This window comes from Vagococcus lutrae (genome assembly GCF_023299185.1).
Classification (GTDB): domain Bacteria; phylum Bacillota; class Bacilli; order Lactobacillales; family Vagococcaceae; genus Vagococcus_A; species Vagococcus_A lutrae.
This window is the reverse complement of sequence record NZ_CP097017.1, coordinates 1,825,836-1,839,280: the sequence shown is the minus strand read 5'-3', so window position 1 is coordinate 1,839,280 and position 13,445 is coordinate 1,825,836. Positions and strand designations below refer to the sequence as shown.

Annotated in this window: 13 protein-coding genes and 1 pseudogene; 1 reads left to right on the top strand and 13 read right to left on the bottom strand. The window is 36.6% G+C overall.

Translation table 11 applies throughout. The features are described 5' to 3' along the window. Positions 1–18: 18 nt before the first annotated feature. From M2919_RS08865 to M2919_RS08855, 3 genes and pseudogenes are all read right to left on the bottom strand, one after another. Positions 19–561, bottom strand: a complete 543-nt coding sequence (locus M2919_RS08865; protein WP_420857198.1) for a C39 family peptidase — start codon at positions 559–561, stop codon at positions 19–21. A gap of 51 nt (positions 562–612) precedes the next feature. Further along, positions 613–882 (bottom strand): annotated as a pseudogene (locus M2919_RS10115) (C39 family peptidase); the annotation flags it as partial. A gap of 9 nt (positions 883–891) precedes the next feature. Continuing rightward, positions 892–1,392 (bottom strand): hypothetical protein, encoded by a 501-nt coding sequence (locus M2919_RS08855; protein WP_248848678.1) that lies wholly within the window; start codon positions 1,390–1,392, stop codon positions 892–894. 223 nt (positions 1,393–1,615) lie between these two features. Between M2919_RS08855 and M2919_RS08850 the strand changes: the two genes are divergently transcribed. Further along, positions 1,616–1,954 (top strand): hypothetical protein, encoded by a 339-nt coding sequence (locus M2919_RS08850; RefSeq protein WP_202585801.1) that lies wholly within the window; start codon positions 1,616–1,618, stop codon positions 1,952–1,954. Between the two features lie 33 nt (positions 1,955–1,987). Here the strand turns inward: M2919_RS08850 and rfbD are convergent, their stop codons facing one another. From rfbD to M2919_RS08800, 10 genes are all read right to left on the bottom strand, one after another. Then, entirely contained in the window at positions 1,988–2,824 is an 837-nt protein-coding gene (gene rfbD, locus M2919_RS08845) for a dTDP-4-dehydrorhamnose reductase (RefSeq protein WP_248848677.1), read from the bottom strand. An 82-nt stretch (positions 2,825–2,906) separates the two neighbouring features. Beyond that, positions 2,907–3,890, bottom strand: a complete 984-nt coding sequence (rfbB, locus tag M2919_RS08840; protein WP_168414005.1) for a dTDP-glucose 4,6-dehydratase — start codon at positions 3,888–3,890, stop codon at positions 2,907–2,909. Next, entirely contained in the window at positions 3,890–4,453 is a 564-nt protein-coding gene (rfbC, locus tag M2919_RS08835) for a dTDP-4-dehydrorhamnose 3,5-epimerase (RefSeq protein WP_248848676.1), read from the bottom strand. The genes rfbB and rfbC overlap by 1 nt, the downstream gene beginning before the upstream one ends. Positions 4,454–4,470: 17 nt before the next feature. Beyond that, the gene (rfbA, locus tag M2919_RS08830; RefSeq protein WP_168414003.1) at positions 4,471–5,340 is read right to left on the bottom strand and encodes a glucose-1-phosphate thymidylyltransferase RfbA; all 870 of its coding nucleotides are present in this window, start codon (positions 5,338–5,340) and stop codon (positions 4,471–4,473) included. Positions 5,341–5,447: 107 nt separating this feature from the next. Next, positions 5,448–6,143 carry a glycosyltransferase family 2 protein gene (locus tag M2919_RS08825; RefSeq protein ID WP_248848675.1) on the bottom strand — a complete coding sequence of 232 codons (696 nt, stop codon included), beginning with the start codon at positions 6,141–6,143 and terminating at the stop codon, positions 5,448–5,450. 29 nt (positions 6,144–6,172) lie between these two features. After that, complete coding sequence (locus M2919_RS08820; RefSeq protein WP_248848674.1) at positions 6,173–6,955, bottom strand: glycosyltransferase family 2 protein; 783 nt, start codon at positions 6,953–6,955, stop codon at positions 6,173–6,175. Between the two features lie 13 nt (positions 6,956–6,968). Further along, positions 6,969–8,870 carry a DUF2142 domain-containing protein gene (locus M2919_RS08815; protein WP_248848673.1) on the bottom strand — a complete coding sequence of 634 codons (1,902 nt, stop codon included), beginning with the start codon at positions 8,868–8,870 and terminating at the stop codon, positions 6,969–6,971. 56 nt (positions 8,871–8,926) lie between these two features. Then, the gene (locus M2919_RS08810) at positions 8,927–10,060 is read right to left on the bottom strand and encodes an LCP family protein (RefSeq protein ID WP_248848672.1); all 1,134 of its coding nucleotides are present in this window, start codon (positions 10,058–10,060) and stop codon (positions 8,927–8,929) included. Then, on the bottom strand, positions 10,038–11,204 hold the full coding sequence (locus M2919_RS08805; RefSeq protein ID WP_345719006.1) for an MraY family glycosyltransferase: 1,167 nt from the start codon (positions 11,202–11,204) through the stop codon (positions 10,038–10,040). The genes M2919_RS08810 and M2919_RS08805 overlap by 23 nt, the downstream gene beginning before the upstream one ends. 102 nt (positions 11,205–11,306) lie before the next feature. Then, positions 11,307–13,439, bottom strand: coding sequence for a glycosyltransferase family 2 protein (locus M2919_RS08800; RefSeq protein WP_420857197.1), 2,133 nt, complete (start codon positions 13,437–13,439; stop codon positions 11,307–11,309). Positions 13,440–13,445 lie beyond the last annotated feature (6 nt).

The following is a 13,445-nucleotide window of genomic DNA, read 5'->3' as shown; positions in this document are numbered from 1 at the left end:
CGGTTTTAATCTTAGTCGTTACTCCACGACAATTTCTGTTCCCAATCGTTCTGCATTAAATTCAGCTACTGTAATCCATGCTCGTGCACCGCGATCATATAGACGATGACCACCGCCACTTCCTGGACCAGCATTCATTGAGTAATAGAGTGGATCATAAACTAAGAATTTACCATCTTTATAGCCTGCTATTACTTTGGCATGATTTCTGATATTATCCACTTGATATGAAGAATACCCATAATACAAGACAGGCTGTCCTTTTAAGATACGGTCAATAATTTTAGACGTAGGTTCTCCGGTAACAGCTTTTGTTTTACCGCCAAACGAACGACCATACTCTGCTAAGGCTTCGGGTTTAATAACCCAGCCAGACCCTTCTCCCGTATAGACATTGCCTTTTTGACCGCCGGGGTGAGCAGGATACATTGGCAAGTTATCTTGCATGGTTCTTAAATCAGGACGAATGTCATTTGCCCCTAACACCATAGCCAACGCTGCTGAAGCACAACCCCAAGGTGCTTTGACAGGTGTATACTGACTGATGTATGGCACGTTCATCAGAATATTAGATATTTTTTCTTCTACAGGTCCTCCTGGTACTTTCCATGCTACGCCTTCATCACGCCAACCGAGTTTCACGAGTACATTTTTTTCGCCAACACTTAGTGTATAGTGATGTGTCCCTGCTCCTTTTGCATAAGGATTGTAAACACGATAAACATTCAAACCAGTGTCTGACGAACGTCATGCCACTCCTTCGTCGTTCCACCCGACTCTAGCCAAATGACTTTTCTCTGCAGCATTTTTTGTATAGAAGTGTTCTCCAGTATTTGGATTAAATACTCTATAGACGGGGCTTCCTTGTCCATCGATACGCATCGAAACACCTTAATAAATCCACCCAATGCCTATTAAAAAATCTTTTTCATATGAGTTTAATGTATGTAAATGCCCACCAGAATTTGGATTGTAAACGCGATATAATGGAATTAATGGTGCTTTAGTGTTGGTACTTCTTGATGTCATGCTATCTTCTAATTCAGGTATTACCACATCTGGTATGATAATTTCTTGTTCTGGAGTCGCTTGTGCCGCCTTATCAAGACCTGTCAATTCTCTTTTCTCTTCAATTTCTTCTTCACTCACTTTAACTTCTTCCAAGGTCTGCTCTGTTGTCTCTAACTGTTCTGTAGCATTGACTACTTCAGAGAAAGCCTCAGTTTCCTGCACATCTAGCTCTTGCGTTATTTGTTCAGCAGAAGTCTCGGTTACTTCAGGCTCACTTGTTACCAAATGACTTTCGACATCGGTTGCTTTAGTGTCGGGATTCACCAGGAGGACCGAAGTAAGTACCCCCAGAGCTAGTAACCTAAAGTGATTCTTTTTCATTTTTAAATAACTCCTTTTTTAAAGTGATACTTGTTATTAATATATAACGCTTACATTGTATCATAATGTTACTGAACGGTAAACGAACATTAGAACCTTTTTACTTAGTAAAATGAGAAGACTATTTTATAAAAAAGAAATAAAATAAAAGATTCGCTATTGTTTTTTTAGTTGTGTCTGTTACAATACTAACATTACTATGTATTTCATACAGGAGGACTTTATGATACTTTTTATTATCTATGTGGTACTATCTTCAGCAGGATTGATTCTGTTTAAACTGGGTTCTAGCAATTTATCCGTTCAGTTACAAAATCAGCTTTTTTCTGTTAATATCTCATTAACCACTATCTTAGGTTTGGTTTGTTATCTTATCAGTTTTGTACTTTGGATGGTCATTATTGGAAAATCAGATATCTCGTATATTGTCCCACTTGGCGTGGCATGTACGAATATCGCTATCTTACTTGGTTCTTACTTCATTCTAAATGAAACTATTTCACTCAACTCTGTAATTGGTGCTGGTATTATCATTGTTGGTATCATCATTATGAACTTATAAAAAATATCATCCTCGTTGAAGGATGATATTTTTTTATCTACCTATAAATTGATCCAATGCTTCTTGCCAAGTTGGGATAGTAAAGCCAGTGCTTTTTGCCTTCTCAAGCGACATCACTGAAAATTGCGGGCGTGTTGCCTTTTGTGGAAATGCAGAAGAATCTACCGGTTCAACGATAACACTCTCATTTTTTAAGATTTCGCTCGCAAATTCATACCAAGTGCAGGCATTATCATTAGATAAATGATAGACGCCATATTCTTGTTGCGTGGCGACTAAGTGCGTGATAAATTCTGCCAATGTACGTGTCCATGTTGGACGACCAAACTGATCGTTTACGACTGTCAATTTGTCGTGTTCTTTAGCTAAACGTTGCATCGTGAAAACAAAGTTTTTACCAAACTCACCGAATATCCAAGACGTTCTGACAATGTAGTAACGGCTACATGTTTGTTCTACGATTTTTTCCGCTTCGATTTTTGATAAGCCATACTGATTTAATGGATTAGGCTCATCTGTTTCTAAGTACTCATGGTCGCTTGCTTTTCCATCAAAGACATAATCGGTACTGATAAATATCAATGTCGCACTGTATTTTTCGCAAGCTTCTGCAATGTTTTGCGTGCCGACAACATTCACAAGGTGGTTTAATTCTTTGCCATCTTCTTCAGCATTATCCACTGCCGTGTATGCGGCACAATGATACACCACTGTTGGTTGATACTCTTCAAACTTTTGTTGAACAATCGTAGCATCTGTAATATCCATTTCTTGAGCGTCGAAGGCGTGATAGGCTTGACCTCGTTCATCTAATAATTTACGAAGCTCTGTTCCTAATTGCCCGTTCGCTCCTGTAATCATAATTGACATTTCTTTCCCTACTTTCTTTTATCTATTAAACGTAGTAAAAAGCTAATTTGATAATGTATCAAATTAGCTTTTTCGAGTTAACTTAGTTTAATTTTGCGCGTTCTTGCAATGGACGCCACCAGTCTTCATTGGCTAAATACCATTGAATCGTTTCTTCTATCCCAGTTTCAAAGGTATATTCTGGTTTCCAACCTAACTCTGTTTCTAATTTTGTTGGATCAATCGCGTAACGTAAGTCGTGACCTAAACGATCTTCTACGTAAACTTTTAATGATGGATCTAAGTTTAATTTTTCAATAATTAAATCCACAATTTGGTTGTTCGTGCGTTCGTTATGTCCACCGACGTTATATACTTCACCTTTGCGTCCTTTATGTAAGACAAGGTCAATCGCTTGGCAATGGTCTTTCACGTGTAACCAGTCACGGACGTTTTCACCGTTTCCGTATATTGGTAATTGTTTCCCATCCATGCCATTTGAAATCATCAATGGAATTAGTTTTTCTGGGAAATGATATGGACCATAGTTGTTTGAACAACGGGTAATATTTACGTTCATGCCGTATGTTTCGTAGTAAGAGCGAACTAACAGATCAGCACCTGTTTTACTTGCAGAGTAAGGGCTGTTTGGTGCCAATGGTGTTTCTTCCGTAAAGTATCCTTCTGCTCCTAATGAACCGTATACTTCATCCGTTGAAACTTGTAAGTATTTTCCAACAGACATTTCTTTAGCAACGTCTAACAAGGCTAATGTTCCTTGAATATTCGTTTCAACGAATATAGAAGGGTTTAAAATACTGCGGTCAACGTGTGACTCGGCTGCAAAGTTAACAATCGCATCAATCTCATGTTCTTTTACTAAATGACGGACTAGCTCGCGGTTTGTAATGTTTCCTTGTACGAACACGTGACGCTCGTCATCCATAATATCATCTAAGTTGTGGATGTTTCCTGCATACGTTAATAAGTCTAAGTTTACGATACGGTAATCCGCGTGTTTTTCTAACATATAATGGACGAAGTTACTGCCGATAAAGCCAGCTCCTCCAGTTACTAAAATATTCATTACTCTTTTGCCTCCCAAATAAAGTTGTTATCCGCTTCTGCCAATGTCGGATGATGTTGGTCTTTTTCTGATAAGATGAATTGACTCATCGGCCAATTGATTGCCAATGCTGGATCATCGTAGGCGATACCGCGGTCATGTTCTGGCGAATAGACTTGGTCTACTTTATACTGCACGTTCACATTTTCTGTAATGGTACAGAAACCATGTGCAAACCCTTGTGGTACAAGTAGTTGACGGTGATTATGTTCGCTTAAGATAAATCCTTCCCACTTACCGTAAGTAGGAGAACCTTTACGAATGTCGATAATGACATCATAGATTGCTCCTGATGTCACGCGTACTAATTTAGTTTGTGCTTTATCGTTTAATTGATAATGCATACCGCGCAAGACGCCTGCTTCTTTTGATAAGGAATGATTGTCTTGAACAAAGTCAATATCAATACCAGCAGCGGCAAATGTTTCTTTGTTATACGATTCAGTAAAGAACCCTCGATGGTCTCCAAAAACTTTGGGTTCGATTAATAGGGCATCTTCTAAAGTAGTTTTTATCACTTTCATTGATCAACGCGACCTTTCTATTTCTCGTTTGCAATACGTAATAAGTATTGTCCATATTGATTTTTCTTAAGTGGTTGAGCGAGTGCGATTAACTCTTCTCGGGTAATGTAGCCCATGCGGTAAGAGATTTCTTCTAAACACGCTACTTTTAAGTTTTGTCGTTTTTCGATTGTTTCAATAAACATAGACGCTTCTAAAAGAGACTCATGCGTTCCAGTATCTAACCACGCATAACCACGGCCTAGTAATTCAACGTTTAAGTCACCACGATCTAAATACGCTTTGTTAACGTCAGTGATTTCTAATTCTCCACGTTCAGATGGTTTCACATTTTTCGCAATCTCTACTACATCATTGTCATAGAAGTATAAACCTGTTACAGCGTAGTTGCTCTTAGGTTCTTCTGGTTTTTCTTCGATGGATACGGCACGCATCTCGTCATCAAATTCTACGACACCAAAGCGATGTGGGTCGTTCACATGATATCCAAATACCGTCGCGCCTTTTTCTCGTGAAGCAGAGCGTTGTAATAGTTTAGACAGACCTCCACCGTAGTAAATGTTATCACCTAAAATTAAGCAGACGGAGTCATCTCCGATAAACTCTTCTCCTATAAGGAAAGCCTGAGCTAATCCTTCTGGTTTTTCTTGTACTTTATACGATAAAGATAAGCCTAACTCGCTTCCGTCCCCTAACAATTGTTCAAAACGAGGCGTATCATCTGGTGTTGAAATAATGAGTATTTCTTTAATACCCGCTAGCATCAGGGTTGACATTGGATAATAAATCATCGGTTTGTCATAAATTGGCATTAATTGTTTAGATGTTGCTTTTGTTAAAGGATATAAGCGTGTTCCGCTTCCTCCTGCAAGGATTATACCTTTCATTTTTTCCGCTCCTTTTAATCTTTCTTGATAGATGTAAAATCCAGTCCGGATATATTATCTCACTATCGACGGCATTTGTCATTATTTTTTGCTATTCGCTCATGACCTTATGATTTTTTTAAGATGAGTCGTTTAAAGAGTTCTCTTAACAAATTCACTCGCCAAGTCATTTTTTTGATAAATGATGTCGTAGTTCGAAGTTCTGATACATTATTATCATGTCTGCGATAATAGACAAGTTTTTCTGGAATTCGTAAAATGGTTTGATGGTATTCTCCAATCAAACCAATCCACATATCGTGCATGGGGATTTTTTTTGGAAAAGGTAAAACTTCTTTTTTTATACTACTTCGAAACGCCATCGCACAGCCAATATAGCTATTGCGTTTCACATTTTTCCAAAAACCTTCTTTAGAATCGCGTTGTTCGTGAAAGGAGTCAAACAGGACGCGCTGTTGATTGTCAATAATTGTCAAGTCGCTGAGAATGATATCTTTATCTGGATTCTTACCGAAATAATCAAGGGTAATCTCCACTTTATTTGGGTACCAAATGTCATCTTGATCACATAAAAATATGATAGGTTGGGTTGCTTTATTTATCGCATTTTCAAAACTTGAAACAACACCTTTTTTTGGATTGTGATAACATCTAATTCTTGAATCTTGATAATCAGAAATAATAGCTAAGCTAGCATCCGTCGAGCCGTCATCTGAAATAATAATTTCATCATCTTCACCTAGTTGTTGTAAAATACTGTCTAATTGTTCGGAGAGATAACGTTCTCCATTATAGACACTCATGCAAACGGAGATCATATTTCTCCTCCTTTTTAATAGAATTCCCAACCCCATTTATTAAAAAATTGTGTCATGGATTTTATAAACAGTAGGAAGGCACGTTTATCTTTATGTGAATCTCTTGCATAGAGATGCGTCACCGTTTGAAAAGGTGTATACAATATTTTTCCATACTGACCTATTCTCAAAGATAAATCATTGTCTTCAAAATATAAGAAGAACCGTTCATCAAATCCATTAACTTTTTTAAATACTGATGTTTTCATAATCAAAAAACAGCCTGAAGCCATCTTGACGGTCGAAATCTCAGTTTCTGATAAGTCGCGACATTCATAGTCTGCTAATCGTTGTTGACTTTTTCTTGTTAAATAACGATTAGGGATGAAGCGTAAAAAATAGTCCCAAACGGTCAGACGTTTTCTGACAAGATGTTGCGTACTCCCATCTTCATTTAGCACTTTAGGCGCAATCGCTATCGCGTCTAGTTGCTTTTCTAAATGTGCAATCATTTCTAAAATGGCTGTTTTGGTAACTACTATATCGGGGTTAAACACGATACTATATGGTGTATAACTTTGTAATAGCACTTCGTTATGTCCGTGTCCGAAGCCCTCATTTTCCTCATTAAAAATGATTTCAATTTTCTCTTGATATGTCTGTAATTTTCTTTGATAACTTTTTTCAGAACCATTGTCATAGACAACTATCCGAAAACGCGAGTCGTTTTTTAGCTCGAAGAGTAAGTTGTCGAGTGTTAAAAACAAATCACGACTGTTATAGGAAACGATACTAATTGTTACTAACTGTTTATCCATGTGACTCCCTTCATTACATATAAAATTGTCCCATTAAGTGTACCATTCCTACAATATTTAATAAACACATCATGCTCGTTGCAAATTTAATTAATGAGAGCGGTTGGTACTCATGTTTTATTTTTGGAAAACGATACAAGAATAACAATGGGAATAGAATAGGTAATAAGTATCTTCCTTGAAAACCTTCAATCGTTTGCGACCTAACCGGTGTAAAGTCCACGTACAGAGCAGTGAGCGACAGACCTAACGCACCCACCACACTGATGTAGCCACTTATTGTACCAAAAGTTGATATTTCAGAATAGACCTCAGTGTTTTCATTCTTTTTGTCAACAATTATTAAGAAAAAGATTGAAAGTAAAATAACTGTCGACATAATTTCTTTAACAGGCCCTAAGTATGCAAACATTGTTAGCATATTCGTTACTAATCCTGATATATTAGTTAAAAAGAAGTCGAGTACAATTTTTAAGTACTGGAACGGGTGAGTTAGAACAAACGAAACTTGTGCGTCAAAGTCGACCCCTTCTTTTACCCATTGGTTTAAACCAAATTGTTTGTTGTATAAAACGGCGGATATAGCCGTCGCTGCCATTGTTATGATTGTTAAAACTCGTGTAATATAGAATTGCTTTTTACTTGAAAATGACTCCCTTGTAAGTAAAAACATTAATAAAAAGAATGGCGCATATGTTAATTTAGCATATGTCACAAAAGAAAAAGCAACAAGTAGCCAAGCGATATCGATAGATGATAGTTGCTTCTTTTTATCAAGTATATAAAACAAAGTAGCTACGCCATATATAAGAAAACCCATTGCTGTAACATCAGCACATAGAGAGGCTGCTATAAAAATATTAGTTGGCAAAGCAGCATACAAACCTAACAAGTTTTTACTATGGGGGATTTTATTAATACTAATATAGCTAATCACCGCATAGAAAATAAGATTAGCAATCCGGCCAAACCATAATAAATAAATGATTGGTAAGTTTAACAAAATAGCCAGCTTCATACCTATTGCACTAAAAATATATGATATAAAGAGATTTCCTACGGCTGTAGAAGTTAGTATTAACTCTTCTTGATTGCCAGACTTATAGGTTTCAAAACGTTGTAAGACATCCACAAATTCTTCTTTCGACTGGTACTCCATATCAGAATAAAAATCTAAGTAATCAAGTCCTTTGGGATAACTGACAATATCTTCATTTGTCATAAATAAATTACCTTGAGCAACATTATAGCTTTTGATTAAATGTTGATATTCATCCCATGTGTGATGCGGTGGGGTTAAAAAAGAAAATAGCGTGCCAAAGACTAAAATCGTTACGAAAGTCAGCTGTGCCGTTTTTAATTCTAACGGATTATGGAAAAATAGTGTTCCTAATAATAGCAAGTTCAACGCAATAGCCGCTATAACAATCCATCTGACTTTGTTAAAAGAAAATTGATTACTAAGTTTAAATGACCCCATTTGGAATTCGACATCATTAACGTTGTCGATGTAGATATCAATATCTGTCAACTTTTCGTTTATATTGATAACTCGCGTTCCTTCATTAAACCAACGATCTGGTGTTGGTGTATTGGTTTTATTATAGACATCTCGTTTATTCACTATAACAGAAAAACGTGCATTCTCTCTATCGATATTAGATAAATCAAAAGATAACTTCTTAACATATTGAAGTGGTGCTTTAATTTTAATATGTGCTCGTTCTTCTTCTCCTCGGTAAATACCTTTTTCTTTATCCAACACTTCTAAGTTTTCCGTTACAACTGTATAGTCATTAGACGTATTCTTCCAAAAAAATGTTGAAAAGTTGAAGCCTCCTATTTCAATCACTGTTGCAATTACAAAGCTTAATACCACGATTGCGAACGTTAGCCATAGCTTGTTTTTCTTCATCTTTATTTTCCTCCAAAAAATAAAGATATTACCAAAGGCAATATCTTTATCCTATTTTACCATCCGTCTTCCGAATTGTCGTCATAGTAATTATTAGTTTGTTCATAGCCATAGCTGTTTCCGTACGGATCATTCTTTGGACTAATGATACCGTTTGTTTGGAACTCGTATCCTTCTTCGTCTCGCTCATCTTCTTCATCCAGTCCTAAACTTACACGCAGTTTGTGTGAAATATAGTTTAAACTGTCATCAAACAATACAACCATTGAAGCCCCTGTTTCTGGGTCATCGTAGCTGTCCCAATCAAAGGCATATGAATTAAAACTAAACTTCTTGTTAAGCGAGTGCTGAGCAATAGAAAACATAATATCACTTGGCATATCTGTCCAAAAGTGACCGTCAACAGCATTTAATAAATCTTTATAGTTAAAGATTAAATCTGATGAAACAGCTTTTTGTATCGTTTTTTCAATGACAATTTGTTGGCGTTTCCCTCGTTCGATGTCATTATCAATTTTTCTAATACGAGCAAAGGCCAATGCTTTTTCACCGTCAAGTGTTTGCAAGCCTTTTGGCACGATGGTTTTACCACTATTATCAGACGCGTAGCTTTCATTGATATCCATTGGCACATCGACTTCAATACCATTTAATGCGTCAATCACCTCAACAAACGCTCGAAAGTCTACTGTTGCATAGTAATCAATAGGGATATCCATCAAATCCTCCACTGCTTTTATAGAGGATTCTTCTTTTCCATAAGTGTAGGCAGTATTGATTTTATCCATCCCAACAAACTCGTCTGAGGTAATTTGAGTATTCGTATCTCTAGGTATGCTGACCATACTCACTTCAGACTTCTGAGAATCAAAGGTTAGCAAAATCATCGTGTCGGTTCTTGCTGAGCCGAGTCCACGTTCATCATTATCGTCAATTCCTAAAATAAGAACAGAAATAGGTTGTTTTAACGGATCAACAGTAGGTAACGTTTTATTGGTTTTAGAACTAATTCTCGGTCGATAAGAACTATTTAAAACTTTTTTCGTGTCGGTTAGCATCTTAGCACCGTAGCCTAATGTTCCTACAAGTGCTAACAGAACGATTACGACGATGCTTTTTAAGAGCATGCCTTTTCCATTCTTATTTTTTCGATGAATATCACTTCTTCTAGTCATGTTTGTCTGATTCATAATTGCCTTCCTTTTTTTCATCTTGATGTTTCTTCTTTATCCGTTGAATTTCTTGTTTTCTAAAGTCGCTATTACCAACTAATCTTAATAAATACAATAAAGGTTGTTTGTCTTCTCCAAGTAATCCGATTAATTCCATAAATAATTCTAAACCTATCAAACAAGCTACCACAAGCAAGACGGTGCCCAAGGTACTAGAAATCTTAAATAATAATGCTATAAAAGAAAAAATAAGTGCTAAACAATAAATCGTCCAAACAGCGCCCTTATGTGTAAAACCAAGCGCTAAGAGTCGATGATGTAAATGCATTTTATCTGCACTTGAAATCGGACGTTTATTTAACTTTCTCCTAATGATAGCATATACTGTATCGGTTACAGGAACGCCTAAAATAATAATAGGGGTTAAAAGTGAAATAAATGTGGCATTTTTAAGTCCTTCTAATGATAATACTGCAATCATGTAACCTAAGAATAACGCTCCAGTATCTCCCAAATATATTTTTGCTGGGAAAAGATTGTACGGTAGAAATCCTGCGACAGCTGCCACTAGTATAAACAACGTCATAGGTATGTGGATTGTTGCACTATCCATAAAAAAGTAACCTGTTATTCCGATAGTGGTCATCCCAATAATCGAAACGCCAGAGGCTAAGCCATCTAAACCATCAATTAAATTAATAGCATTCGTAATTGCTGTAATCCACAAAATCGTCATAGGAAGGCTTAATAAGCCTAACTGTACCTCACCTAACCCGAAAAAAGTAAAGGAGTCAAACTTTACTCCTGCAATATAATAGGTATATAAAGAAGCAAGGACGATTCCTGCCAGTTTACCTTTTGGTGGTAATTCATGTTTGTCATCAATTAATCCTGTCACTAACACAATGACGGCACCTAACAGTAAAGTGATACTAAATGATCTCGGTATGGCATCTGCAAATAAAAACATCAGAGCCAAGGAGAATGTTACAAAAATTGACAAGCCCCCAGCTGTTGGCATAGGCACTTTATTTATTTTTCTTTCATTTGGCATATCAACAAAACCAATTCTAAACAACATGATTTTAAATATCGGTGTTAAGACGAGAGAAATTAGACATGTAAAAAAGAGTTTTATGATAAAACTGTATGCAAAGCTCACATGCTCACTGCCTTTCTTTTTCCTATCATATTATACAATAAGTAAAATGTAAAACAAAGTTTTGCTTATTTAAATAATTTTAGGATTTAAAAAAAGCAGACATTAATTGTCTGCTTTTTTTCTTAGTGAAAAATCTCCTCGTACACGTGTTAAATTAGGATTGTAATAAGGATCATTTTCTATATAATGTGACCATCTTGCTTCCATCATTTCTGTTTCTTTTTTGAAACGGGCTAGTTTTTCTGGTGTATCTTCATGTCCGCGTGTTTGCGATTCATAATGTAGCAATTCCACCCGATGCGCCCAAATATTTTTTTTGCCGATATCCACAAGTTTTAAGCACAAATCGACGTCGTTAAACGCCACCGTTAATGTTTCATCGAACCCATCGACTTCCCAAAAGTCTGTTGCCTTTATCATTACACATGCGGCCGTAACCGCTAGGTAATTATTATTTACTTCTAAACGACCGAAATACCCAAAATCGCCTCTTGGGAAAGTGTGGTGTCCATGTCCCGCTGCACCACCAAGGCCTAAAATAACGCCAGCATGCTGGATGGTTTGATTTGGGTAGTAGAGCTTCGCTCCAATCGCCCCATTCTCTTCAAATTGAGCAAACGAAACCATCGTTTCTATCCAATCGGGACTGATAACTTCTGTATCATTATTTAAAAATAACAGATACTTTCCTTTTGCCTCTTTAGCTGCAATGTTATTAATCCTTGAGTAATTAAAAGGAATGTCAATCGAGAGTTGATTGAATCGATTGCCTAATTCTTCTTTCATATCTGTATATAATTCAAACATCTTAGGATCTGTACTACCATTATCAGCTAACAGAATTTCATAAGAATGGTATGTGGTCTTATCGATAATCGATTGCAAACAACGCTTAGTGTCTTCATATCCATTTTTTGTCGGAATGATGATAGAAACAAGTTCTTCTTGTTTAATCTTATAGTGAACATCGTATAAGCCATTACCAGAGCCATGCGTAACGTTTGCGTCAATTCCACGTCGCTTCATGGCATCTTCTAGTGCTAGTCTACCTGCCTCAAAGGCATAGTTTTTAGCTCCTTGATTGACAGCTGTCGATGTTGGAACCATTCGCCAATGATAAAGTATTTTTGGGATATGTGCGATACGTTCGCCCGTAGTTTTTTCCGTAAAGCGTAGTACCATATCATAGTCTTGCGCGCCCTCATATCCTGGTCGAAAGCCTTTGATATCGTTCATAATACTGCGACGATACGTACCTAGATGGTTAATATAATTAGTCCCCAACAGCATATCCGGAGACCAATCTGGTTTAAATGTTGGCTCTAAGCGATTGCCTTGGACGTCTATTTTATTTTCATCACTGTAAATCATATCCAATTCAGGATTTTGATTGAGCGTTTTGACTACTTCAAACAAAGCATGTATGGCTAATTCATCGTCATTATCTAATAAGCTAATGAATTCTCCTGTTGCGAGTTCGAGTGCCGTATTAGTCGCATGACAAATATGTCCATTTTCTTCTCGATAAGCAACTTTAATTCTATTATCTAATGCTTCGTATTGAGATAACACCTCTTTAACATGTGGCATAGTCGAAGCATCATCACTTAAACAAAGTTCCCAATTCGGATATACCTGATTGATGACACTATCCACACATTTTCTCAACCATTTTTCTTCGACATTATAGACTGGAACTAAAACAGAAATAGTCGGTTGGTAATCCCATGTGGCCATTTCTTTTTTCATTTCTTCTATGTCAATATTTTCAAAGTCACGTATCCATTGTTGAAATTCTTCTGTATTCGGTGTGCGATTTAAATGGAGACGACGCCAGGTACTTTTTACACCATTCTTACGTAAATAGTGCCATCCTTTACGAATCTTGTGCACGGTTTGTTTCATTTTCGTCTGCCATTCGTCTTCGTATCCCACTTTGTCTAACTCGACAACATATTCGGCTGTTTCTTTTTGATCTGAAAATTTAAGTGTCACTTGACTTAAATTTTTCGGATTTAGAAAGTCAATTTCAAAACCTGCTTCATTTTCCATCGGCAAATGATGAACTTGATTCACGTCGCTACGATATTGCTGAGTCATTTTAAGTTCTTTTATAGCCGACTCTTCTCCCACTGAGATATGAAGGGTTTTGGACTCATCTTTAAAAAAAGCCCAACCTGTTATTTTTACTTGTTTATTTTTCTTTTGTTTCGTTATAGCGTCAATATGGATCATCAGTTT

Excerpts from the sequence above, each read along its gene's own strand:
- M2919_RS08850 (WP_202585801.1), top strand. The coding sequence starts at position 1,616 with ATGATACTTTTTATTATCTATGTGGTACTATCTTCAGCAGGATTGATT.
- rfbD (WP_248848677.1), bottom strand. The coding sequence starts at position 2,824 with ATGTCAATTATGATTACAGGAGCGAACGGGCAATTAGGAACAGAGCTT.
- rfbB (WP_168414005.1), bottom strand. The coding sequence starts at position 3,890 with ATGAATATTTTAGTAACTGGAGGAGCTGGCTTTATCGGCAGTAACTTC.
- M2919_RS08865 (WP_420857198.1), bottom strand. The coding sequence starts at position 561 with ATGAACGTGCCATACATCAGTCAGTATACACCTGTCAAAGCACCTTGG.
- M2919_RS08820 (WP_248848674.1), bottom strand. The coding sequence starts at position 6,955 with ATGGATAAACAGTTAGTAACAATTAGTATCGTTTCCTATAACAGTCGT.
- M2919_RS08855 (WP_248848678.1), bottom strand. The coding sequence starts at position 1,392 with ATGAAAAAGAATCACTTTAGGTTACTAGCTCTGGGGGTACTTACTTCG.
- rfbA (WP_168414003.1), bottom strand. The coding sequence starts at position 5,340 with ATGAAAGGTATAATCCTTGCAGGAGGAAGCGGAACACGCTTATATCCT.
- M2919_RS08800 (WP_420857197.1), bottom strand. The coding sequence starts at position 13,439 with ATGATCCATATTGACGCTATAACGAAACAAAAGAAAAATAAACAAGTA.
- M2919_RS08815 (WP_248848673.1), bottom strand. The coding sequence starts at position 8,870 with ATGAAGAAAAACAAGCTATGGCTAACGTTCGCAATCGTGGTATTAAGC.
- M2919_RS08825 (WP_248848675.1), bottom strand. The coding sequence starts at position 6,143 with ATGAGTGTCTATAATGGAGAACGTTATCTCTCCGAACAATTAGACAGT.
- M2919_RS08810 (WP_248848672.1), bottom strand. The coding sequence starts at position 10,060 with ATGAATCAGACAAACATGACTAGAAGAAGTGATATTCATCGAAAAAAT.
- rfbC (WP_248848676.1), bottom strand. The coding sequence starts at position 4,453 with ATGAAAGTGATAAAAACTACTTTAGAAGATGCCCTATTAATCGAACCC.